Annotated in this window: 16 protein-coding genes; 6 read left to right on the top strand and 10 right to left on the bottom strand. The window is 69.6% G+C overall.

Features of this window, described 5'->3' with window-relative positions; translation table 11 throughout:
* Positions 1-736 precede the first annotated feature (736 nt).
* The gene (locus tag Pph01_RS21180; RefSeq protein WP_204074844.1) at positions 737-1,837 is read left to right on the top strand and encodes a carboxylate-amine ligase; all 1,101 of its coding nucleotides are present in this window, start codon (positions 737-739) and stop codon (positions 1,835-1,837) included.
* A gap of 51 nt (positions 1,838-1,888) precedes the next feature.
* Here the strand turns inward: Pph01_RS21180 and Pph01_RS21175 are convergent, their stop codons facing one another.
* The gene (locus tag Pph01_RS21175) at positions 1,889-3,247 is read right to left on the bottom strand and encodes a sensor histidine kinase (RefSeq protein ID WP_204074843.1); all 1,359 of its coding nucleotides are present in this window, start codon (positions 3,245-3,247) and stop codon (positions 1,889-1,891) included.
* Between the two features lie 115 nt (positions 3,248-3,362).
* Positions 3,363-4,178, bottom strand: a complete 816-nt coding sequence (locus Pph01_RS21170) for a helix-turn-helix transcriptional regulator (RefSeq protein WP_204074842.1) — start codon at positions 4,176-4,178, stop codon at positions 3,363-3,365.
* A 281-nt stretch (positions 4,179-4,459) separates the two neighbouring features.
* On the opposite strand from Pph01_RS21170, the gene Pph01_RS21165 reads away from it, so the two are divergent.
* On the top strand, positions 4,460-4,720 hold the full coding sequence (locus Pph01_RS21165) for an SHOCT domain-containing protein (RefSeq protein ID WP_204074841.1): 261 nt from the start codon (positions 4,460-4,462) through the stop codon (positions 4,718-4,720).
* Positions 4,721-4,857: 137 nt separating this feature from the next.
* Positions 4,858-6,357: a sensor histidine kinase gene (locus Pph01_RS21160; RefSeq protein WP_239116888.1), complete on the top strand. Its 1,500-nt coding sequence runs from the start codon at positions 4,858-4,860 to the stop codon at positions 6,355-6,357.
* 35 nt (positions 6,358-6,392) lie between these two features.
* Here the strand turns inward: Pph01_RS21160 and Pph01_RS21155 are convergent, their stop codons facing one another.
* From Pph01_RS21155 to Pph01_RS21140, 4 genes are read right to left on the bottom strand one after another with little or no spacing between them, the layout of a single operon-like run.
* Positions 6,393-7,055 (bottom strand): NAD(P)H-binding protein, encoded by a 663-nt coding sequence (locus tag Pph01_RS21155; RefSeq protein WP_204074840.1) that lies wholly within the window; start codon positions 7,053-7,055, stop codon positions 6,393-6,395.
* Positions 7,056-7,089: 34 nt separating this feature from the next.
* Positions 7,090-9,396 (bottom strand): xanthine dehydrogenase family protein molybdopterin-binding subunit, encoded by a 2,307-nt coding sequence (locus Pph01_RS21150; RefSeq protein WP_204074839.1) that lies wholly within the window; start codon positions 9,394-9,396, stop codon positions 7,090-7,092.
* Complete coding sequence (locus Pph01_RS21145; RefSeq protein WP_204074838.1) at positions 9,393-10,388, bottom strand: FAD binding domain-containing protein; 996 nt, start codon at positions 10,386-10,388, stop codon at positions 9,393-9,395. Before Pph01_RS21145 ends, Pph01_RS21150 begins: the two co-directional genes overlap by 4 nt.
* Complete coding sequence (locus tag Pph01_RS21140) at positions 10,385-10,909, bottom strand: 2Fe-2S iron-sulfur cluster-binding protein (protein WP_204074879.1); 525 nt, start codon at positions 10,907-10,909, stop codon at positions 10,385-10,387. The genes Pph01_RS21145 and Pph01_RS21140 overlap by 4 nt, the downstream gene beginning before the upstream one ends.
* A 125-nt stretch (positions 10,910-11,034) precedes the next feature.
* Between Pph01_RS21140 and Pph01_RS21135 the strand changes: the two genes are divergently transcribed.
* A complete protein-coding gene (locus Pph01_RS21135) occupies positions 11,035-11,733 on the top strand; it encodes a TetR/AcrR family transcriptional regulator (protein WP_204074837.1) in 699 nt (232 codons plus the stop codon).
* Here the strand turns inward: Pph01_RS21135 and Pph01_RS21130 are convergent.
* From Pph01_RS21130 to Pph01_RS21115, 4 genes are all read right to left on the bottom strand, one after another.
* The gene (locus tag Pph01_RS21130) at positions 11,702-12,064 is read right to left on the bottom strand and encodes a DUF1304 domain-containing protein (RefSeq protein WP_204074836.1); all 363 of its coding nucleotides are present in this window, start codon (positions 12,062-12,064) and stop codon (positions 11,702-11,704) included. The two genes, Pph01_RS21135 and Pph01_RS21130, sit on opposite strands and share 32 nt — an antisense overlap.
* 89 nt (positions 12,065-12,153) lie before the next feature.
* Complete coding sequence (locus Pph01_RS21125; RefSeq protein WP_239116887.1) at positions 12,154-13,536, bottom strand: chitinase; 1,383 nt, start codon at positions 13,534-13,536, stop codon at positions 12,154-12,156.
* Between the two features lie 207 nt (positions 13,537-13,743).
* Positions 13,744-15,588 (bottom strand): ricin-type beta-trefoil lectin domain protein, encoded by a 1,845-nt coding sequence (locus tag Pph01_RS21120; RefSeq protein ID WP_204074835.1) that lies wholly within the window; start codon positions 15,586-15,588, stop codon positions 13,744-13,746.
* 280 nt (positions 15,589-15,868) lie between these two features.
* On the bottom strand, positions 15,869-17,140 hold the full coding sequence (locus tag Pph01_RS21115) for an enolase C-terminal domain-like protein (RefSeq protein WP_204074834.1): 1,272 nt from the start codon (positions 17,138-17,140) through the stop codon (positions 15,869-15,871).
* Positions 17,141-17,859: 719 nt separating this feature from the next.
* On the opposite strand from Pph01_RS21115, the gene Pph01_RS21110 reads away from it, so the two are divergent.
* Both Pph01_RS21110 and Pph01_RS21105 read left to right on the top strand, forming a co-directional pair.
* Positions 17,860-20,136 carry an FxsB family cyclophane-forming radical SAM/SPASM peptide maturase gene (locus Pph01_RS21110; RefSeq protein ID WP_204074833.1) on the top strand — a complete coding sequence of 759 codons (2,277 nt, stop codon included), beginning with the start codon at positions 17,860-17,862 and terminating at the stop codon, positions 20,134-20,136.
* A gap of 85 nt (positions 20,137-20,221) precedes the next feature.
* Positions 20,222-21,436 carry a TIR-like protein FxsC gene (locus Pph01_RS21105; RefSeq protein ID WP_204074832.1) on the top strand — a complete coding sequence of 405 codons (1,215 nt, stop codon included), beginning with the start codon at positions 20,222-20,224 and terminating at the stop codon, positions 21,434-21,436.
* The last annotated feature ends 2 nt before the right edge of the window (positions 21,437-21,438 follow it).

Here is a 21,438-nt window from a genome sequence, read left to right as displayed (position 1 = left end):
CGGGATGTGGTCGACAGCACACCCCGGACCATCCGCCTCTGCATTCTGATCGCGGTTGCCGCCGCGTCATGGGCATACCTCAAGTAGCGCTGGTGACGTACCTGTGGTCGCGGGCCCCAGGTTAAGCCGAGCAGGTCCTCCATACGGCCCGATTTACGGGATCACGACGATAACGAGGACCAACGTCAACGCTTGACCGGGGCCCGCCGCAGGGCTGTTGGGGGTCGTTTCACAGAGTCGTGGACGACGCCTCCCGGATAGACGCGCGACCGTGTGTGACTGCACGTGACGACATGTGACTACTTTCGCCCGCTTTCCCCTGTTTTCGTCCTCGACCGGGCTCGTCGCCGGGCCTCGGACGGCCTGCAGGCCAGTGGTTGGGGTCATCTTTGAGCTTTTGGGTGATTTGTAGCTTCTAGTCGGGATAAGGGCGCGGTAGGCGATGTCGTCGATGTCGTTGACGGCAGGTTCGTACGCCGACAAGCCCAAGATCACCTCCGGTAGCCGGGAGCCCCCGCCGTACATGGACACGGGGACCATGACGCCGACATGACCGGTTCCATCAATCCAGAAGAGAGATCGAGATGCGATCACCAGTCGCGAGCCGATCGATGTCGGCCCGAACCACGTGTGATCGGCGGGAAAGCGGCCCGCCGTGACGACGGTCGTCGGTTCCCGCGGTACGAGAGCGCCTTCCGTCGTCTCCACTCCGGCGGCCTCGATACCGAGGCTCACGATGGGAGTGGAGGAGGAGTTCCTGCTGCTGGACCCGGAGACGGGACGGGTGGTCCCCGGCGCCGAGGCCGTACGCGGGCGTGTCCGGGGTCCGATCGCGACCCGCCTGGTTCCGGAGCTGACCCGCTTCCAGGTCGAGAGCAACACCGAGGTCCACACCGATCTGCACCATCTCGGCGACGACCTGCTCGAGTTGCGCAGGGCCGCCGCGGCGGCGGCCGCGCAGTCGGGCCTGGGCCTGGTCGCCTGCGGGACGGCGCTGAGCGGGAACGGGGGAGTCCCGCCGCTGAGCCGGTCCCCCCGCTACCACGACATCGCCCGGGAGTTCCGTGCCGTCATCCGCGGGCAGGGCGTCTGCGGGTGCCACGTCCACATCGGGATGGACGATCACGAGGAGGCCGTGCAGGTCAGCAACCACGCCCGCCCCTGGCTGCCGGTGCTGCTCGCGCTGACGGTCAACTCGCCGATCGCCGACGAACTCGACACCGGATACGCCAGCTGGCGGACGATGTTGATAGGCCGATGGCCGAGCGCGGAGCCGTCGCCGTTCTTCCACTCGTTCGCGCACTACGAGAGCCTCGTCGCAGGCCTCCGGGCGAGCGGGGCGATCATGGATCGCGGGATGGTGTACTGGCTCATCCGGATCTCCGATCATGTGCCCACGCTGGAGTTCCGTGCCGCCGACGTCTGCGCGACGGTGGGAGAGACGGTTCTGCTCGCCGCGCTCGTGCGGGCGCTCGCCGCGACTGCCCTGCTCGACGTACGGGAGGGCAGGGCGGCCCCCCAGATCGACCAGACGCTGCTGCGGGCCGCCTACTGGCGGGCTGCTCGAGACGGCATGGAAGGACACGGGCTCGACCTGCTCACCGGTAGCCGGGTGCCCGCCTGGCGGCTGGTCCGCGGGCTGCTCGACCGGATCCGGCCGAGCCTCGTGGCCACCGGCGACCTGCGCATGGTGACGGCCGCCCTGGACGCCATCCGGCGCGGCGGTTCGGGGGCGGCCCGTCAGCGCGCCGTCTACCTGCGCCGACGCCACCTGCCCGACGTGGCCCGGCTGCTGATCGAGCAGACAGTGGCCGCGCCCGGTCGCCGGGCTCTGTGAAGGGCGCCCGGTCGGCCCGAGGCGGGCGGGTGATGCGTGCGAGCCCGGCCCCTATGGCCGGCTTCTGGACCGCGGGTTGTCGGCCATCGCACGCAGGCGCAGGACGAACCGGGCTCCCCGGGGGGAGTCCTCGACCCGCAACGTGCCGCCGTGGGCCTCGACGATCTCGCGGCAGATCGCGAGCCCGAGGCCGGTTCCGCCCGGATCGCGGCGACGGGCTTCGTCCAGGCGGGTGAAGCGGCCGAAGACGCGTTCACGGTCCTGCGGGGCGATGCCCGCGCCGTCGTCCGTCACGCTCAGGACGGCCTGGCCGTTCTCCGACTCCACGGTCACCTCGACACTGCTGTCGGCGTGGCGCCTGGCGTTGTTCAGCAGGTTGTCCATGACCCGCATCAACTGGATGCGGGAGCCGCTGACCCGTACGTCACCGGTCGCGCTCACGTGCACGGGCACGGTGTCGATCGGGCCGGTCGACGCCTCCTTCGCCAGGGCGGCCAGATCGATCGGCTCGGGCGGTTCGGGGTCGCTGGCGCGCAGGCGGGCCAGCACCAGCAGGTCGCCGACGATCGCCTCGAGCCGGTTCGTGGTCGACAACGCCGTGCGGAGCGTCTCCTGCGCGTCGACGTCCTCGGGATGCGCGATCGCGTCCTCGAGGGCCACCCGCAGGCCCGCGATCGGCGTCCGCAGCTCGTGCGAGGCGTCCGAGGCGAACCGGCGCTGCTGCTTGACCGCGATCTCCAGCCGGTCGAGCGTCTGGTTGGCGGTGCGCGCGAGCATCGCGATCTCGTCCCGGCCGGGCGGCAGCGGCACCCTCAGGCTGACGTCGGTGCCGGTGATCTCCGACATGCGTGCGCGGATCGTCTCCACCGGACGGAGGGTCCGGCCGACCAGGGCCCAGGTCGCCCAGGCCACGAAGCCCAGGATCGGCAGTGCGATCAGGGCCAGGCCGAGTTCCAGCCAGTGGGTGGCGAGCAGGAAGGGTTCGGGGAGACCCGCGTAGACGACCGGCGAGTCCTCGGCGGGCGTCACCCGGATCGCCCACAGCAACACGCAGTCGCGCCCGGGTTCACACGAGGTGAGGTCCTGGAACCGGTCGTCCGCCGGAGGGCGGACCCGGCTGATCGGGGGCCTGTTCCACGCCTGCTTGCTGGCCTGGAGGACATGGCCGTTCGCGTCGACGATCTGGATCAGGTCGACCCGCGTCATGGTGGGCAGCGTGTGCGGCACCTTGCCGTTGCGTACGGCCGCGCTCCACTGGCTGGCCACGTCCTTCGTCTCTTCGAAGGCGTGGGCCTCGATCCGATACCGGGTGGTCAGGTCGACGCTCACGCCGATCGTGGTCAGGAACACCAGGGACAGGGCCGTCGCCATCATCGTGTAGCGCGTGCGGATGGAACGGGGGCGGAACATCGGCCTCACCCGTCTCCTTCCGGACGGCCCCGCGTCCATGCCATAGAACGCGACGGCGCGGGCGCGCGATGCGGTCGGAGGGGAACGGGCTGCGGCCGATTCGGTCGAGATCGCGTCATGGGCGACGTGCGTTCAGCAGTCCGAGAGTGCGTTCAGACGGGCTGCCCGGCTCGGCCTGGAAGACGATGAGCTGCTGGCCGGGCGCGCTGTTGACGGCGAAGGTCTCGCAGCTGAGCTCCATGTCGCCGATCCCGTGGATGTGGAACCGCTTGGACTCGTGGCCCTTGGGCCGTACGTCGTGGCGCTCCCATAACCGGGCGAACTCCTCGCTCCGCAGGGAGACGTCCTCGACCAGTTCCGGCAGGAAGGGGTCGTCCGGGTCGGCGCCCGCGGAGGCGTGCAGGTTGGCCACCTTGAAGTAGGCGGTCTTCTCCCAGTCCGTGTAGAAGACCTTCGCCTCGGGATTGAGAAAGGTCAGCCGGATGAGGTTCTCCCTCTGCTCGAGCCCGGCGTAGAGGGCGTCGGCCATCGCGTTCGTCGCGAGCACGTCCATCCAGCGGTCGATGATGAACGCCGGGTTCTTGTCCCATGCCCCGAGCAACTGGAGCAGGCTGGCACTCACGTGTTCCACCCGGGTGACCGGACGCCGCCGGACCCGGGGCCGGGCGAGTTCGTGCAGGTGCTCGACCGCGTCGGCGTCGAGATCCAGAGCCCGGGCCAGCGCGTCGAGGACCTGTTCGGACGGCCGGCGCTCCCGGCCCTGTTCCAGCCGGACGAGATAGTCCGTGCTCACCCCGGCCAGGGTCGCGAGCTCTTCCCGGCGCAGTCCCGGTGTCCGGCGTCGGCCGGCGCAGGTCAGTCCGACGTCCTCGATCGCCGTACATTCCCGACGAGCTCGGAGAAATTGTCCGAGAAGTCTGGATCTGTCCACATAAGCACTTTATGGCGTTATGCCGCTTTTAAGGTGGCAGTGGTGCACCCAGGCAGAACGCACCCTGGCAGGTCAGAGGGCATGTGGCCACTATTGGTCATGGCGGCAGCGTCAAGATTCACCGTGTTCCCCACTCCGGTGGAACACACGAGGATCATCGAGCTCCGCCGGCGGGACGGCGGCCCCAGGTGTCGAATCACCGATCACCGCTTTCCACCGCCACTGCGATTTGGTTCCGCGGCTGGGGGGCCGTCGGACCGAGAAGGGAGTGCAGCAAGCTGATGTCTCTATATGGCATAGCGATCAGCGAGCAGGAAGCGTTGTTTCTCATCGTCAGCGTCCTGTTCTGGGTAGCGATCATCGGTGGCGTGGGCGCCGTTCTCCGTACCAGGGTCCCCGTCTCCGGACGTGGAGCGGGATCTCGGGAAGAGGACATGTTGTTCCGGAGGTTCGTCGACGGCGAGATCGACGACGACGAGTACCGGTTCCGCCGTGAAGCCCTCCGCCAGATCCCTCACCCCTGCGGGCACGACGGCTCCTGACTCCCGGGAGCACGACCCGAACGTTCCCGACCCCGACAACCAGAATCCTGAGCGAGACCCGTGAGGAGGTGTGCCGGCACCTTATGCCTCCGTCGCTACGACACCTGCGGCTGCGACCGCGGTCGATCAGGGGGCGGGTGACCGCCCTGATCACCTTCTTCGCGGTTCTGTTGCTGGTGCCCGGAGGAGTGGCGGCGGCCGCGGTGGCGCGGCAACGGCTGACCGACATGGAGTGGGAGCACGCGCACGCGCAGGCGGCCATCACGGCGGCGGACATCCGCGCCGGACGCCTGACGAATCCGATCACTCCCCGTGTCACGGGAGCCGACCTCATCCAGGTCGTGGCCTCTGACCACCATGTCGTGGCCTCGTCCGCCGCCGCCAAGGCCCTCGCGCCGATGACCGACGCGTGGCCGACCAGGCAGGAACCCCGGCTGGACGTGCAGACCTGCGGGCTGCCGCGTGTCGGCTGCGTCCGGTTGGAGGCGGTGCTCACGTCGGGTCCTCCGATGCAGAGCCCCGCGACCGGTTCGCCCGGCGGCTCCGCGACCCCGCCGAATACGACCCCGCCGAATACGACCCCGCCCAACGCGTCCGTGACGCCGACGAGCGCGTCGGCGACCCCCGTGAGCCCGGCGGCCGCGGTGGCGACCACGCCGGGTCCCTACGTCGTCTATGTGGGCGAACGGGTGTCCAGCCCGATGTCCACAGGGATCTTCGACACGTTGTTCGCGATCCAGGTCGCGGGCCTGATCTTCCTCACCGCCTGGGCGACCTGGAAGGTCACCGGCCGGACGTTGCGTCCCGTGGGAGTGATCCGGGCGGAGCTGGCCGCGATCAACGTCAACGACCTGAGCAGCCGCGTTCCCGAACCGGTCGGCGAGGACGAGATCGCGCGGCTGGCCAGAACGATCAACAACACCCTCGGCCGGCTCGACCACGCCCAGCGAGGGCTGGAGCAGATGCTCGAACAGCAGCGGCAGTTCGCCTCCGACGCCTCCCACGAGCTGCGCACCCCGATCGCGGGACTTCGCATGCAGCTGGAGGACGCCGTGCTCCACTTCGACGCGACCGACCTCCGCGCGATGCTCGACCACGCCCTGGGGGACGTCGACCGCCTGGAGGCGATCGCCGCGGACCTGCTGCTTCTGGCCCGGCTGGGCTCCGACGCGCCGGAGAGCCGGGTCTCCGTCGACCTGGCCGAACTGGTCGAGGGAGAGGTGTCCACCCGGGTGGGCCGGCACCCGACCCGGCTGAGCCTGGAGGCCGGCACCATGGTCGGCGTCGTCCCCGGGCAGATGCGCCGCGCGCTGGCCAATCTGCTGGACAACGCGCAACGCCATGCCAAGGGCGCCGTCTCCGTCGACGTCCGCAGGTCCGGCGACGGCGCGGAGCTGATCGTCAGCGACGACGGGGAGGGCATCCCCGTGGCCGACAGGGAGCGGGTCTTCCTGCGGTTCACCCGTCTGGACACCGCCCGGAGCCGGGCCCACGGGGGCACGGGCCTGGGCCTGGCCATCGCCCAGGAGATCGCCCGTGCTCACCACGGCACGTTGTCGGTCGAGGACTCACCCGACGGCGGCGCCCGCTTCATCCTCCGCGTCCCCCTCGACCGGTCGTCTCCGGCGAGGAGCTGACGGGCCGCCGCCGGCACGTGCGGCCCCGGACCGGCTCAACTCGCGGCCGCGTTGATCTCCCTGCTCCCCAGGATCCGGTCGTCCGTCCCGCGCCGTGCGACGGCGATCATGGCTCTGCCCACGTTCTCCGTCGTGGTCACGTGGCCGGGCCAGAGCCGCCTCAGGAGCGGGTAGGCGGGGGCGACGGCCCTGTACGCGACCTGGTACCACCGCGTCTTGGAGCGGACTCCGTACCTGGGCTGGACATAGCCGAGACGGAACACGTACCCCGCGAACGGCAGGCGGAGCAGCGCGTTCTCCGTGCGGCCCCGGACGCGCGCCCACATCACCCTCCCCTTCTCCGACGCGTCGCTCCCCACGCCGGAGACGTAGATGAAGGTCATGCCGGGGTTCTGCTCGGCGAGGACGGTCGCCGCGGCGAGCGTGATGTCGTAGGTGACCCGGCGATAGTCGTCCTCGCTCATGCCGACGGAGGAGACGCCGAGGCAGAAGAAACACGCCTCCTGGCCGGAGAACTCCGCCTTGAGCGAGGAGAAGTCCGAAAAATCCTTATGTATTACCTCGCGGATCTTCTCGTCGCGGAGGCCGGTCGGTGTGCGCCCCACGACCAGGACCTCGTCCACCCCGGGATCGAGGAGGCATTCCCGCAGGACGCCCTGACCGACCATGCCGGTCGCTCCGAAGACGACGACCTTCATCGTGACCCCTCTCCCTCGTTCCCGGACGGTTGAATCACAGCAGCCGGTCCAGGGTGATGGGAAGGTCGCGGACGCGCCTCCCCGTCGCGTGGTGGACGGCGTTGGCGATCGCCGCGGCCGCTCCGGTGATGCTCACCTCACCCACGCCGATCAGCCCGAGGGGCATGGTCGGGTCGGGTTCGTCCAGCCAGGAGACGTCGATCGAGGGGATGTCCGCGTGCACGGGCACGTGGTACTCGGCGAGGCTCGGGTTCATGATCCGGCCGTTCCTCGGGTCGACGAGCGTCTCCTCCGACAACGCCATGCCGACGCCCATCACGATGCCGCCCCGCAACTGGCCGGCCGTCGTCTTCGCGTTGATCACCGTCCCCACGTCGAACACGCCGACCCAGCGGGACACCCGTACCTCGCCGGTGTCCGGGTCGACACGCACCTCGCAGAACTGCGCACCGGACGCCGCCTTCACCCAGCGGCGCCGGTCGAGCATCAGCTTCGACATGAACCGGACCTGGCCGGCGATCGCGCCGACGCGGGTGTCGGAGCCGACCCTGGCCTCCACCGAGTCGCGGCCGGCCCTGGTCAGGATCGCCGCGTACGTCTCCCCGAGGCCCGGCCGGCCCGTGCGGTAGAGCCCGCCGTCCCTGGCCTCGACGCCGGTCATCCGCTGTCCCCGCAGGGGCGAGTCCCCCGACCGCCTGGCGAGGGCGAGGACCGAACGCTTCAGCTTGTCGCACGCGCTCACCAGGCTCGCCGCGATGCTGGCGGTCTGGCCGGAGCCGCCGGCTCCCGGTCCGGTGGGCAGCGCGGTGTCGCCGTACTCCACTCGGACGGCCTCGAACGGCACGCCGAGCGCGTCCGCGGCGATCTGCGCCTGGGCGGTCGCGCCGCCCATGCCCATCTCGTGGAAGCCGCAGCGCACCACGACCGTCCCGTCGGCCGACAGCCGTACCGTGACGTTGGCGGCGAACTGCCACGACGGGTGGTAGGCCGACGCGACGCCCATGCCGACGAGCCACCTGCCGTCGCGCATCGAGCCGGGCTCCGGCGTGCGCTCCGACCAGCCGAACCGCTCCGCGCCCCGGGCGTAGGCCTCGCGCAACATGCGGTGGGCGAACCGCTTGCCGTCGATCGGGTTGCGCTCCGGCTCGTTGCGCATCCGCAGCGCGATGGGGTCCATGCCGAGCTCGCCGGCGAGTTCGTCGATCGCCGACTCCAGTGCGAACGTGCCGATCGACTCGCCGGGGGCGCGCATCACGGTGTTCGGGAGCAGGTCGAGCTTCACGAGGTTCTGCTGGACCAGGATGTTCTCGGCGTCGTAGAGGTGCCGCGACTGGGAGGTGACCTGCTCGGGTCCGCCGCCGACCCGGCCGAGCCGCGTCACGCTGGTGTGGACGAGCGCGGTGAGCCTGCCGTCCGCCTCGGCGCCGAGGGCGACCCGCTGCGTCGAGGGCGTGCGCCCGCCGACCGTGCGGTAAACCCCCTCGCGCGTGAGCATCAGGCGCACCGGCCGGGCCGTGACCCGCGCCGCCAGCACCGTGAGGATCGTCCCGGCCCAGACCATCGTCTTGCCGCCGAAGGCGCCGCCGACGTAGGGCGAGATCACCCGCACGTTCGCGGCCGGGATGCCGAACTTCAGGGCCAGGTTGTCGCGCACCCAGTACATGTTCTGCGCGCCGTCGTAGACGGTGACCCGGTCGCCGTCCCACGCCGCGGTCGTGGCGTGCGGTTCGAGGGCGTTGTGGTTGTGCGGAGGCGTGGTGAACCGGAGATCCACCGAGACGGGCGCCGCCGCGAGGGCGGCCTCCGCGTCGCCTTTCGTGGCTCCGCCCGACTGCACGAGGTCGCTCTTCTGCGGTTTGGCGTTCTTCTCCTCGGCGGCGAAGTCGAAGGTCGCGGGCAGCGTCTCGTAGGTGACCTCGACCAGCGACGCCGCCCGCTGGGCCGCCTCCAGGGTCTCCGCGACCACGACCGCCACCGGCTGGCCGTCCCAGTGCACCTCGTCGGTGTTGAGGTAGTTGACCGTCGTGCCGGACGCGAGCGAGCTCAGGTTCATCATGCTGACCGGCGGCGGCGGCTTCATTGCCGGCGCGTTCAGGTGCGTGATGACGGCGAGCACGCCGGGAACGGCCGAGGCGGCCGCGGCGTCGATCCCGGCGATGCGCCCGCGGCTGACGGTCGCGTGGACCAGCGCGGCATGGGCGATGTCCGGGTAGGGATATTCGGCCGAGTAGCGCGCCGCCCCGGTCGTCTTGGCCCTGCCGTCCACACGGTCGATCGGCTTGCCGACGATGCGTTCCGCCGTCGCCGGCGCAGGACGGCTGTGCACGGGTGCCTGGGTCATGCCGCGCTCCCCTCGGTGAGCAGCCGGCGCAGCGTCGCCACGATCGCGCGACGGGCCAGCTCGATCTTGAACGCGTTCTGCGACTGAGCGACCGCGGGCGCGAGCTCGGCGTCCGCCGCCCGTTCGAACGTCTCGTCGGTGGCCGGTGCGCCAAGCAGAACCTGTTCGGCCTGGTAGGCACGCCACGGCTTCGCGGCGACGCCGCCCAGGGCCAGCCGTACGGCGGACACCGCACCGCCGCTCGTCTCCAGGGCCGCGGCGACGGACACCAGCGCGAACGCGTACGACGCGCGATCGCGGACCTTGCGGTAGGCCGAGGTGGCCGCGACGGGGAGGTCCGGCAGTTCGACCGCGGTGACGAGCTCGTCGGCGGCCAGCGTCGTCTCGATGTCCGGCGTCTCACCGGGCAGCACGTGGAACTCGGTCATGGGGATGCGGCGGACGCCGCGGACGCTCTCGGCCACGACGGTCGCGTCGAGCGCGGCCAGCGCCACGCACATGTCCGAGGGGTGCGTCGCCACGCAGGCCTCACTCGCGCCCAGGATGGCGTGGTTTCGGGTGAACCCGCCGATCGCGTCGCACCCCCGGCCCGGCTCTCTCTTGTTGCACGCGGCGGCGCCGTCGTAGAAGTAGAGGCAGCGGGTGCGCTGGAGCAGGTTCCCGCCCACCGTCGCCATGTTGCGCAACTGGGCCGAGGCCCCGGTGAGGACGGCCTGGGACAACATCGGATAACGCGTCCTGATCAGCCGGTGCGCCGCCAGATGGCTGTTGCGGACCATGGCGCCGATCCGGACCCCGCCGCCGGGCAGTTCCTCGATGCCGGACAGCGGGAGCCGGGTGATGTCGATGATCGTGTCCGGCTGCTCGATCTCCTCGCGCATCAGGTCGACGAGGTTCGTGCCGCCGCCGAGGAACTTCGCGTTGGGCTCGGTGGAGATCGCCCGCAACGCCGCCGCGACGTCGGTGGCGCTCACGTAGGAGAACGCCTTCATCGCACTGCCTCCATCACGTCGCGCCCGGCCTCGCCCGAGGCGGCTTCTCTGATCGCGCCGACGATGCCGTTGTAGGCGCCGCAGCGGCACAGGTTGCCGCTCATCCGCTCCCTGATCTCGGCGTCGGACAACTCGATCGTGTCCGCCGACAGGTGCTCGGTGACGGCGCTCGGCGCCCCCGACCCGTGTTCGGCCAGCATCCCTATGGCGGAGCAGATCTGGCCTGAGGTGCAGTAACCGCACTGGAAGCCGTCATGGCGCACGAACGCCGACTGGAGGGGGTGTGCGCGCTCTCCGTCGCCCACTCCCTCGATGGTGGTGATCTCACGGCCGTCGTACTGGACGGCCAGGGCCAGGCAGGAGTTGATCCGCTCGCCGTCGACGAGGACCGTGCACGCGCCGCACGCGCCCTGGTCGCATCCCTTCTTCGTGCCGGTCAGCCCGAGGTGCTCGCGCAGCGCGTCGAGCAGGCTGACCCGCGGCTCCAGGTCGAGGGCCTCCATGACTCCGTTCACGCGCATTCGTATCTCGACCACGGGCTGTCCCCCTCCTGACGTCCACTGTTGCATGGCGCAGACGTTAACAGAACGACGTTGCCTTAACAAGAGGACGGCGTTCTTTTAGCGCGGCGTATGCTTGCCGGGTCATGACACAGCAGGAATTCGTCCGGGCCAGGCGACCGGAGCACAAACAACAGCGGCGTGAGGCGATCCTGGAGGCGGCGCGCGCCCTCGCCGAGGCGTCCGGCGTCCGCAACGTCAGCCTGGGCGGCGTCGCGGCCGCCGTGGGCCTGGCGAAGTCGAACGTGGTCCGCTACTTCGGCACCCGTGAGGAGATCTACCTCGAACTCGCCGCCGAGGCCTGGCGCGAGTGGCGGCACACGGTCTCCGAGCGCCTGCGGACCGCGGCCGGTCCTGACGACGTCCTCGCCGCGCTGACGGACACGCTGGCCGAGCGCCCGCTGTTCTGCGACCTGCTCAGCCACATGTCGACGAACCTGGAGCACAACATCTCGGTTCCGGCGGCCCGGGCGTTCAAGCGGGTCGTGCTCGGTGTGATCGCCGATCTCGGGGCGCAGGTCGCGCGGGTGCACCCCGATCTGACGGAGGCCGAAGGAATCGAGTTGGTCGGGGTGGCCACAGCCTTCGCCGGCACGCTCTACCCGGTCTCGAATCCGTCGGCCACACTCGTCGAGCTCTACGCGCAGGACCCGGAGCTCGGCGCGGCCTGCCCGCCCTTCCTGCCCACGCTGCGGCGGTGCCTCGCCGCGTTCGCCGCGGGGGTGCCGACGCTGCGCGCCGGCGGCTCCACCGTCACCTGGACAGCAGGACCAGCAGCAGACTGACCAGAGCGGGGACGGTCTGGACGAACAGGATCCGGCGGCTCGCGGTCGCGGCGCCGTAGAGTCCCGCCACCGCGATGCAGACGAGGAAGAAGACCTTCGCCTGGAAGCCCACGGGATCGGCGGCGATCAGGCCCCAGACCAGGCCGGCGGCGAGGAAGCCGTTGTAGAGCCCCTGGTTGGCCGCCAGGACCCGGGTCTTCTCCGCGAACTCGGGGTCGGTGCCGAAGGCCTTCATCGCGCGCGGCGAGGTCCAGCCGAACATCTCCAGGACCAGGATGTAGAGGTGGAGCAGCGCCATCACGGTCACCGCCACGTTCGCCAACACCGTCACGGTGCCACTCCTCGCGAGAACAGAGAATCCTGGTACGGCAGGCGCCGCACCAGGATTCTCCAGGGATCAGAACAACTCACACAAATCGGCTAGAAGCCGGCCGTGATGCGGGAGAAGTCCCAGTTGCTCCCGCCGAGGCCGCTGCAGGTCTCCTGGAGACCGCCGCCCGCGCAGGGGCGGTCCCGGTTGACGGACCAGAAGGCCAGGCGGACGAGGCCCTTGGAGTTCGCGTAGTCCCGGATCTGGGTCCAGGTCGCCTGCGTGGTCACCTCCTGCTGGTCGGAGACGCCGTTCATGCCCGAGATGCCCATGTGCCCGTACGCCTGGGCGTCGGACCAGCCGAAGGTGCTCTTGAGCTGGTTCTTCAGACCCTCAGCCGCGTTGACCGTGCTCTGGTACATGTTCGAGCCGCCGCCGAAGTCGAACGGCATGATCGTGTAGGCGTCGACCGGCACGCCGAGCGCCTTCGACTGGTTGATCAGGCGGACGCCGTCGCCGGTCGGGCCGGTGGTGCTCGTGCCGAAGGTCAGCGCGATCTTGACGTTCGGGTTGTTCTGCTTGACGATCTTCAGGCCGTTGAGGATGCGGTCCTGGACCGTGTAGTTGGAGAACTCGTCGGTGTTCTCGATGTCGAAGTCGACCACGGCCGGGCCGACCGCGTTGATGACCTGCTGGACCGCGTTGGCGTACGCCGACGGGGACGAGCAGTTGGGGCCGAGCTTGTTGCCGGACCAGCCGCCGAACGACACCTGGACGCTGCCGCCCGCGTTCTTGATGGCGGAGATCGTCTGCGCGTCGACGCCGCCGGTCAGCGGCCTCGCGCCGTCCCACATCGGGTTGCACCCGCCGCCGGACAGGATGAACGCCATCGTGAAGGACTTGACGCCGGTGGCGCTCATCACCGAGGTCGCGCTGGGCGGGCTGCCCCAGCCCATGTAGAGGTACGGCGCGCCCGGCATCTTGGCGCCGGTGGGCGGCGGGTTGGTGCCGCCGCCGCTCGGGAGCGTCCACCGCTGGTTCGAGCCGGCGAAGCAGTCCCAGATCTGGAGCGGGGTGCCGTCGGCCGAGCTGGGACCGGTGGCGTCGAGGCACTTGCCGAGGGCGCGCAGGGTGCCGTCGGAGTTCGCGGTCCACCTCTGGGCGGCGGAGCCGTTGCAGTCGTAGATCTGCACCTTCGTGCCGTTGGCGCTGTTGGCGGCGGCGATGTCGAGGCACTTGCCGAGGGCGCGGATCGTGCCGTCCGTGCCGACGTTCCACGACTGGGCCGCGGTGCCGTTGCAGGTGTAGAGCTGGACCTGGGTGCCGTTGGCGGAGTTGGCGGCGGCGACGTCGACGCATTTGCCGCCGATGCCGGTGATCTGGCCGGTCGCCGCCATCGCGGGAGTCAGGGACGTGGCGACCAGAGGGAGGGAGGCGACGAGGGAGCCGAGGAGCAGCCGGAGCCGGAGCCGGCGGGAGCGTTCGGGGTTCACGGGGGGTGTCTCTTTTCTGAGAGGAGTCGACGCTTCGACTGCGAAAAAGGGACGAGAAGAGGAGTGAGGACCTCCCGGGGTCCGCCCTTCCACCGGTGCCGGGTGGGCAGCCCCGGCAACTGTTAGGAAGGTTTCCTTATAATTACTGAGCCGTAGTTAACTCCGGCCGAACCACTTGAGTCAAGGGCTCAGTCGAGGTTTGTGGAGTCAGGCCTGGACGACCCACTTCTGGTTGGGGCCGCCTGTGCAGTCCCAGATCTGGAGCGGGGTGCCGTCGGCCGAGCTGGGGCCGGTGGCGTCGAGGCACTTGCCGAGGGCGCGCAGGGTGCCGTCGGAGTTCGCGGTCCACGACTGGGCCGCAGAGCCGTTGCAGTCGTAGATCTGTACCTTCGTGCCGTTGGCGCTGTTGGCGGCGGCGATGTCGAGGCACTTGCCGAGGGCGCGGATCGTGCCGTCCGTGCCCACGGTCCACTGCTGGGCGTTGGAGCCGTTGCAGGTGTACAGCTGGACCTGGGTGCCGTTGGCGGAGTTGGCCGCGGCGACGTCCACGCACTTGCCGCCGTAGCCGGTGATGGCCTTGCCGCCGCCGCCTTCACCCGACTGCGTCCCGGCCCATGTGAAGGTCGCCGAGGTCTTGGTGGGCAGGCTGTAGGTGAACGACTGGCCGCCCCAGTTGACCTTGACCGTCTGGGTGCTCCCCGTCGTGTTGTAGGCGATGAGCGCCTTGGACCCGTCGGGGTTCTTCCACGCCACGTTCTTCACCGCGGAGTTGGCGGTCGAGTCGATCCGGTACGCGCCGGGCTTCACGAACTTGGTGAGGTGACCCATCGTGTAGTACTCGATCGTGTAGTCGACCTGGCCGCTGCGGCTGCCGCCGTTCTGCACGGTGATCAGGCCGGTGCACGAGTCGCACCCGCCGTTGTGCGGCCCGTGGAACTGGTCGACGGCGAGGCTCCACTTGACCCAGCTGCGGTCCCAGTTGCGGGTGTAGTCGATCAGGTTGTTCATGTCCTCGGTCTGCTGATTCCCGATCCACCCGCCGCCTGAGTGCTCGGTCATGTACGCGTTGACCTGCGGATACTGGTTGTGCACCGTGGTCTGGGTGGTCACGTCGCCGCCGTACCCGTGCCAGGCGACGCCGCCGAACAGCGGGTCGTTGCGGATGGCGGTGTCGGCGAGCAGCGGGGCGGCCCAGGTGTTGTAGGCGTCCCAGTTCCAGTCGTTGACGAGCGTCTTGGTGGTGATGCCCGCGCTGCGGAAGGCCGGCCAGAGCGAGTTCTTGATGAAGTACTGGATGCCGGAGGTGTTCCACTGCATCGACGGGTACCCCGCGCAGCAGGTGGGCTCGTTCTGGACCGACACGTAGTCGATGGGCACGCCCTGCGCCTGGTAGGCCTGGATGTACTTCGCGAAGTACTGCCCGTACAGGCCGTAGTACTGCGACTCGAGCCAGCCCTGGCTCCAGGCGTCGTTGTCCTTCATCCAGGACGGCGCGCTCCACGGCGAAGCCATGATCTTGAGCGCCGGGTTGAGCGCCTTGGCCTGCTTGGTCAGCGGCAGCACGTCGGCGAGGTCGTGGTTGATCGAGAACCCGTTCAGGTCGCAGCAGGTGTCGTCGTAGGAGTAGCTGAAGCGGGCGAGGTCGGACGACCCCATCGGGTTGCGGATGAAGCTCAGGCCGATGCCGTTGACCGGGTCGAACAGCTTCTGCATGACCGAGGTGCGGGTGCTCGCGCTGAGCGCGCCGCTGCTGTTCATCAGCCAGGCGGCGGTGTCGGTGAACGACGCGCCGCCGCCCTCGAACTGCTGGTAGGTCGTGTTCTCGTTGACGGTGATCGTCTGCGCCGCGGCGGGGCTCGTGGCGGCGAACGACACGGGCGCCTGCTGCTGGAGTCCTCTGGTGACGGTACGGCCGCCGGCGTCGGAGGTGGTGGTGAGCCAGATGTTCACGCTCTCGCCCGCGGCCTGCGCCGCGGGGGCGCCGACGACGGTCAGCGCCGAGGCGGCGAGGAGGAGCGCGGGCAGCGCACGACGGAATCTTCGGAAGGGCATGAGCGGGGTCTCCCTCTGGGGGGTTGAGTGAAGACCGCCCGTACGGCCCTGCCCGGCAGCGCACTCGGCGTGACGTAAGTGATAACACGCCTGACACCGGTATGCAACGGGATGGCAACGGATAGATGACGAAACGTCCCTTGCCGGCTCCCCGGCACCCTCCGGTGTCGGTCCGTTGGTGTGAGCCCGGTGGTGTCAGTTGAGGCCTTGTCAGTGTGACCTTGTCAGTGTGACCTTGACAGCGGCGCCTTACCGGCGGCGCCTGGTCGGTTCGGCCGGGTCAGGGGGCCTCGATGCCGCCGTCGGGCCGCCGCACCCGGGTCGACCAGCGCTCGTGAAGGTGGGTGAGCGGCGGATGCTCGGCCGCCAGCTTCTCGTCGAGGTCGATTCCCCAGCCCGGCGCCTGGTTCGGATACAGGTATCCGTTCACCGGGGCGAGTGTTCCGGGGAAGACCTCGTGGACGACGTCGGGGTAGACGTGCCCCTCCTGGATCTGGAAGGCGGGCGTCGTCACGTCCAGTGCCACGTTCGCGGCGGCGCCGACCGGGGAGACGTCGGCCGGCGAGTGCCAGGCCGTGCCGACGCCCGTCAGCTCGCACAGCGCGACCAGCTTGCGCGTCGGGGTGGCGCCGCCGACCGCGGAGACGTGGAGGCGCAGCAGGTCGACGCCGCCGTCGCGGACGAGCCGTGCCGCGTCGGTGATCGAGCTGACCTGCTCGCCCGCCGCGATGGGCATCGGCGCCGCCGCGCGCACCTCGGGCAGGCGGTCGTAGAACTCCGGCGCGATCGGGTCCTCCAGGAAGAACAGCCGGTACGGCTCCAGCGACCTGGCCAGGGCGACGGCCTGCTTGGGCGTGAGCCGGGAGTGCACGTCGTGCATGAGGCCGGGCTCCTCGCCGAGTTCGCGCCGGGCGCGCTCGAACAGCAGGGGGGTTTCACGCAGGTAGCCCTGCACGTCCCAGCCGTCGGGGTACGGCGAGCCCGGATAGCCGCCGGGGGTGCCGGGCGCACCGTAGTGACCGAGCCCGGGTGCCCCCGTCTGGAGCCGCACGTTCCGGTACCCCAGCGACAGAATCGCCGCGGCCTCCTCGATCGTCTCCTCCACCGTCGCCCCGCCGGCGTGCAGGTAGGTGTCGGCCGCGGCGCGCACCCGCCCGCCCCAGAGCTCGTGGACGGGCATGCCCGCGCGCTTTCCGGCGATGTCCCACAGCGCCTGGTCGACTCCGGACAGGGCGCTGTTCAGGACCGGGCCGCCACGCCAGTAGGACGAGAAGTGCACCGTGCGCGTGATGTCCTCGATGTCGGCCGGGTGGCGGCCGACCAGGAGCGGCCCGACATGCAGATCGACCGCGGCGGCCACGGCGTGGAAGCGCTGGGTGAAGGTGGCGCAGCCCAGGCCGTACAGGCCGGGCTCGCTCGTGTCCACCCGCACGACGACCAGCGGCGGCCCCTCGGGAGCGGTGACGATCGCGCGGACCCGGGTGATCCGCAGGGCGTCCCGGTCCGGCCAGGGTGCGGGGAACTCGGGTGCCGCGACGCTGTGCTCGGTCATCGTGTCTCCCTCTGTGGCCCGACGAAGAGGTCCATCCGGCTCTGCCGCCTGAAGGGCGTCAGCTCTCCCTGTCTCACACCGTCGCGCAAATCGTTTTGCCCTCGAGATCGCGAGAAGTTTTCCCTGGACGTCGCACCTTGTCAACGGTCCGGCGTCGCGAAAACGGTCAGTCGTGCCCTTAGGTGCCTGATCGCGCCCGAACGTCAACTTTCGCCGACAACTCGCCGTCCGGCGCGCGATGGATCACGTCCGCGGGTCACCGAAGGGCCGGTGCATGCTCCATCGCCCCGGCTGGTTTCGCCTTTTTCCGGTGATGCGCGAGAAACACGGATCTAGCGTCGAATGGGCTGCGTTGTGCCCTAAATGCTAATTAGAGGTTTATGGCGAGATCGCTATCCAAAGCATTCTGAGTCGTAACCCCAGGGGGCAGCCGTCGTGGGGTGACTTCCTGCTAGCGTGAGGCCCCTACCGTCCTCGCGGCATTTCTCGAATGCCCGTTCGCATTGGTGTGGGATTATGAGCGCTACTGCAATGATGCAGTCCACCGTGGCGTCGAATGTCACGGACCTCCGGGACATTCCACTGTCTCTCGTCCCCGCGTCCGATGTCGACCGTATTCTTGGACGTGTCCTTCCGGAGGCCGTGGCCGTCGAGTCGGTCTCCGTGGCGGCTTTCAACTCGTCGATCTGACCTCTGGGGGGCCGGTGAACGGGCCCTTCATGCCATTCCGGCAGTTCGTCCTCAAAGTACACAGCCGATGCGATCTCGCCTGTGATCACTGTTATGTCTACGAACATGCCGATCAATCATGGCAGGTGCGTCCGAAAGTCATTTCGGATGAAACGGTCGCCTGGGCGGCCAGCCGGATGGCGGAGCATGTCAAGCGGCACGGGCTCGATCGGGTCCACGTCGTGCTCCATGGCGGTGAACCGCTTCTCGCGGGCCGGGCCAAGCTGGGACGCGTCATCGCCGAACTGCGCGGCCAGCTCGACGGGTTGTGCGATCTCGACCTCCGGGTGCACACCAACGGCGTGCTGCTGGACGACGCCTTCCTCGACCTCTTCGCCGAGCACAGTGTGCTGGTCGGCGTCTCGCTCGACGGCGACCGGGTGGCCAACGACAGGCACCGCCGCTACGCCGACGGCCGCAGCAGTTACGACCGGGTGATCCGGGCCGTCGAGCTGCTGCGCAGGCGTCGCGACCTGTACGCGGGTCTGCTGTGCACGATGGACGTCGCCAACGACCCGCTCGCCGTCTACCGGGCGCTGGCCGAGCTGGATCCGCCGCGCATCGACTTCCTGCTCCCGCACGCGACCTGGGACGCACCGCCTCCGCGGCCCACCGCGACCGCGTACGCCGACTGGCTCATCCAGATCTTCGACGTCTGGCTCGAAGAGGGGGCCAGGGTGCCGGTGCGCATGTTCGAGTCCATCCTGCGCACCAGCCGGGGAGAGTCCAGCCTCACCGAGTCGCTCGGCCTCGAACCGACCGACCTCGTCGTCATCGAGACGGACGGGGCCTACGAGCAGGCCGACTCCCTGAAGGTCGCCTTCGACGGGGCGCCCTCGACCGGGCTGAACGTCGTCACCGACGACCTCGACGCCGTGGCCGCCCACACCGGCATCCTGGCCCGGCAGCAGGGGCTCGGCGGATTGTGCGACACGTGCCGGGCGTGCCCGGTCGTCGACAGTTGCGGCGGCGGCCTGTACGCGCACCGCTACCGGACGGGCTCCGCCTTCGCGAATCCGAGTGTCTACTCGGCCGATCTCCTCAAGCTCATCACTCATGTCAGGCACAGGATCGCCATGCCAACGCACGCCCTGCCGAACGACACGATCGAGGCACTCGCCGCCGGGCACGGCGGCGAGGCCGACATGAAGCACCTTCTCGCGGGACAGCGGACACTGCGCCGCGGGCTCCTGGCCGGAGTGCACACCCATGGCTCCGCCGCGGACGGATGGGACCTGCTGACCCGGCTCGACGCGGAACACCGCGGCGCCGTCGACACGGTGCTGGACCATCCGTACGTCAGGGAGTGGGCCGCCCGGTGCCTGACCGGCGGGGGGCATCTCGGCTACCTCGCGAATATCGCGGCAGCGGCCGCCGTCAGGGCGGGCGTCGACGCGGAGATCGTGCTGCAGGACGTGGACGGGGTGTTCCACCTCCCCACGTTGGGCGCGTTCGAAGCGGCGCCGGGCTCCGACGGCCGGTTGCTCGTGAAGGACGAGCGGTTCACGCTCGTGGGGCATCCGGACGCCGTCTGGCATCCGGTGCGGACGCTCGAGGCGAACGGGTTCACCGTCGTGCTGGAGGACACCGATCCGCACCGCCACAGCCACGGTCACCCGGTGGCCGGAAGGCTGTCCGAGGAGGAAGCCGACGCGTGGCAGCGGGCGTTCAGCGTCGCCTGGACGCTGATCGAGACGGACCACCCCGACTACGCGGCGGGGTTGCGCGCCGCCCTGTCCACCGTGGTCCCACTCGCCCCTCCCTCGGCCGGTGGCGACGTCAGTTCGGCGGCCAGGCACGCGTTCGGGTCCGTCGCCATCGCCCTGCCCGAGGACCCGGCCACGCTCGCCCTCCTGCTGATGCACGAGTTCCAGCACGTCAAGCTGGGAGCCGTCCTCGACATGGTCGACCTGTACGACCGGGGGCACGCGGGCCTCTACTACGCGCCCTGGCGTCCCGACCTCCGCCCGCTCGAGGGTCTCCTGCAGGGCACATACGCCCACCTGGCGGTCTCCGACTTCTGGAGAGCGCGGCGACGCGCCGCCGGCGGCCGGCCTGAGGTTCAGTTCGCGCTGTGGCGCAAGCACACCGCCGACGCGATCGACTCCCTCACCGGGTCGCAGGCACTCACGCCTCTGGGCACGCGGTTCGTGGCCGGGATGCGGCGATCCGTGGAGCCCTGGCTCGCGGAGCCGGTTCCGGCTGAGGCGACGGCCATGGCCGCGGAGCTGGCGGAACGGCATCGAGCGAAGTCGGGCGCGCAGTAGGACCCACACTTTTTCCGGGGTTTCTCGATCACGGCCTTTTCTCGCAAAGGCCGTGTTTCTATAGTGAAAGCCCGGAAGGAGGCGGATGGCGAGTCCCCAGCCCTCGGCACAGCCCACGGGGCCGTACTTCTTCCTGAGTTACGCGCACGTGCCGCCCTACGACCTCACGGACGCGGGCGATCCCAACCAATGGGTGGAGAAGCTGTTCAAGGTGCTCTGTGAGCACATCATGCATCTGACCCGGGTGCCCGCCGGATCGGCCGGCTATATGGACCGGGAATTACGCGTCGGCGACAACTGGCCCCAGATGCTTTCCGAACGCCTCTCGAGCTGCCGGGTTTTCGTCCCCCTGTACTCGCCGCGCTACTTCGAGAGCGTGCATTGCGGCAAGGAATGGGCGGCCTTTCTCGAACGCGTCCCGGGCCACACCGGGCCGGTGGCGATCGTGCCGGCCATCTGGGCCCCCATGCGGACGATGACCCTGCCGAGAGCAGCCCAGGCGATCCAGTTCAACCACTCCGACCTCGGCTCCCGCTACGCGGACGAGGGCTTCTACGGGATCATGAAGCTCAGCAAGTACCGGAACCAGTACCAGTCGGCGACCATGGGCCTGGCCCAGCGGATCATCGAGGTGGCCGAGTCGTCGCCCATGCCGTACGGCAAGGTCCGCGACTACACGGCCGTGCCGAGCGCGTTCACCGACCACATGCCGGAACGCCCGGTGACCGTCACCGTCGTCGCCCCCGACCTGCGTCACCTGCCCGAGGGGCGGGACGCCTACCACTACGGGCGCACGCCGTACGAATGGGACCCGTTCCGAAGCCGCAACGGGATGCGCCCGCTCGCCGACTGCGCGGTGGATGTGGCACGGTCCCGCGGCTTCCTGCCCGACGTCGGCACCCTCGAGGATCACGGCGGCGGACTCGCGGCGGAGACCCCTCAGTCTCCGGGGGTGATGCTCGTGGATCCCTGGGCCACCACACAGGAGGAGTGCCAGGAGTCGCTGCGGTCGGTGAACCGGCCAGGACGGCAGTGGATCTCCGTCATGGTGCCGTGGAACCGCGACGACCAGGAGACCGTCGAGCACGAGCCGCGGCTGAAGGGACATCTCAGGGACGCTCTCGGGCACAAACTGGCGGAGCCGGCGGCCGAGACGGACGTGCGGAGCCTCGAGTCGTTCAGGAGCCTGTTGCCCGAGGCCCTGCACAAGGCGACCCAGCAGTACTTCAAGCACGCGCCCGCCTACCCCCCTGAGGGCGCGAGAGTCGACAGACCCCGGCTGATCGGGCCAGAGGAGTAGCG

Origin of the sequence: Planotetraspora phitsanulokensis (genome assembly GCF_016863295.1) — a bacterium.
In the GTDB taxonomy this organism is placed as follows: domain Bacteria; phylum Actinomycetota; class Actinomycetes; order Streptosporangiales; family Streptosporangiaceae; genus Planotetraspora; species Planotetraspora phitsanulokensis.
This window is presented reverse-complemented; position numbering and strand designations above follow the sequence as displayed.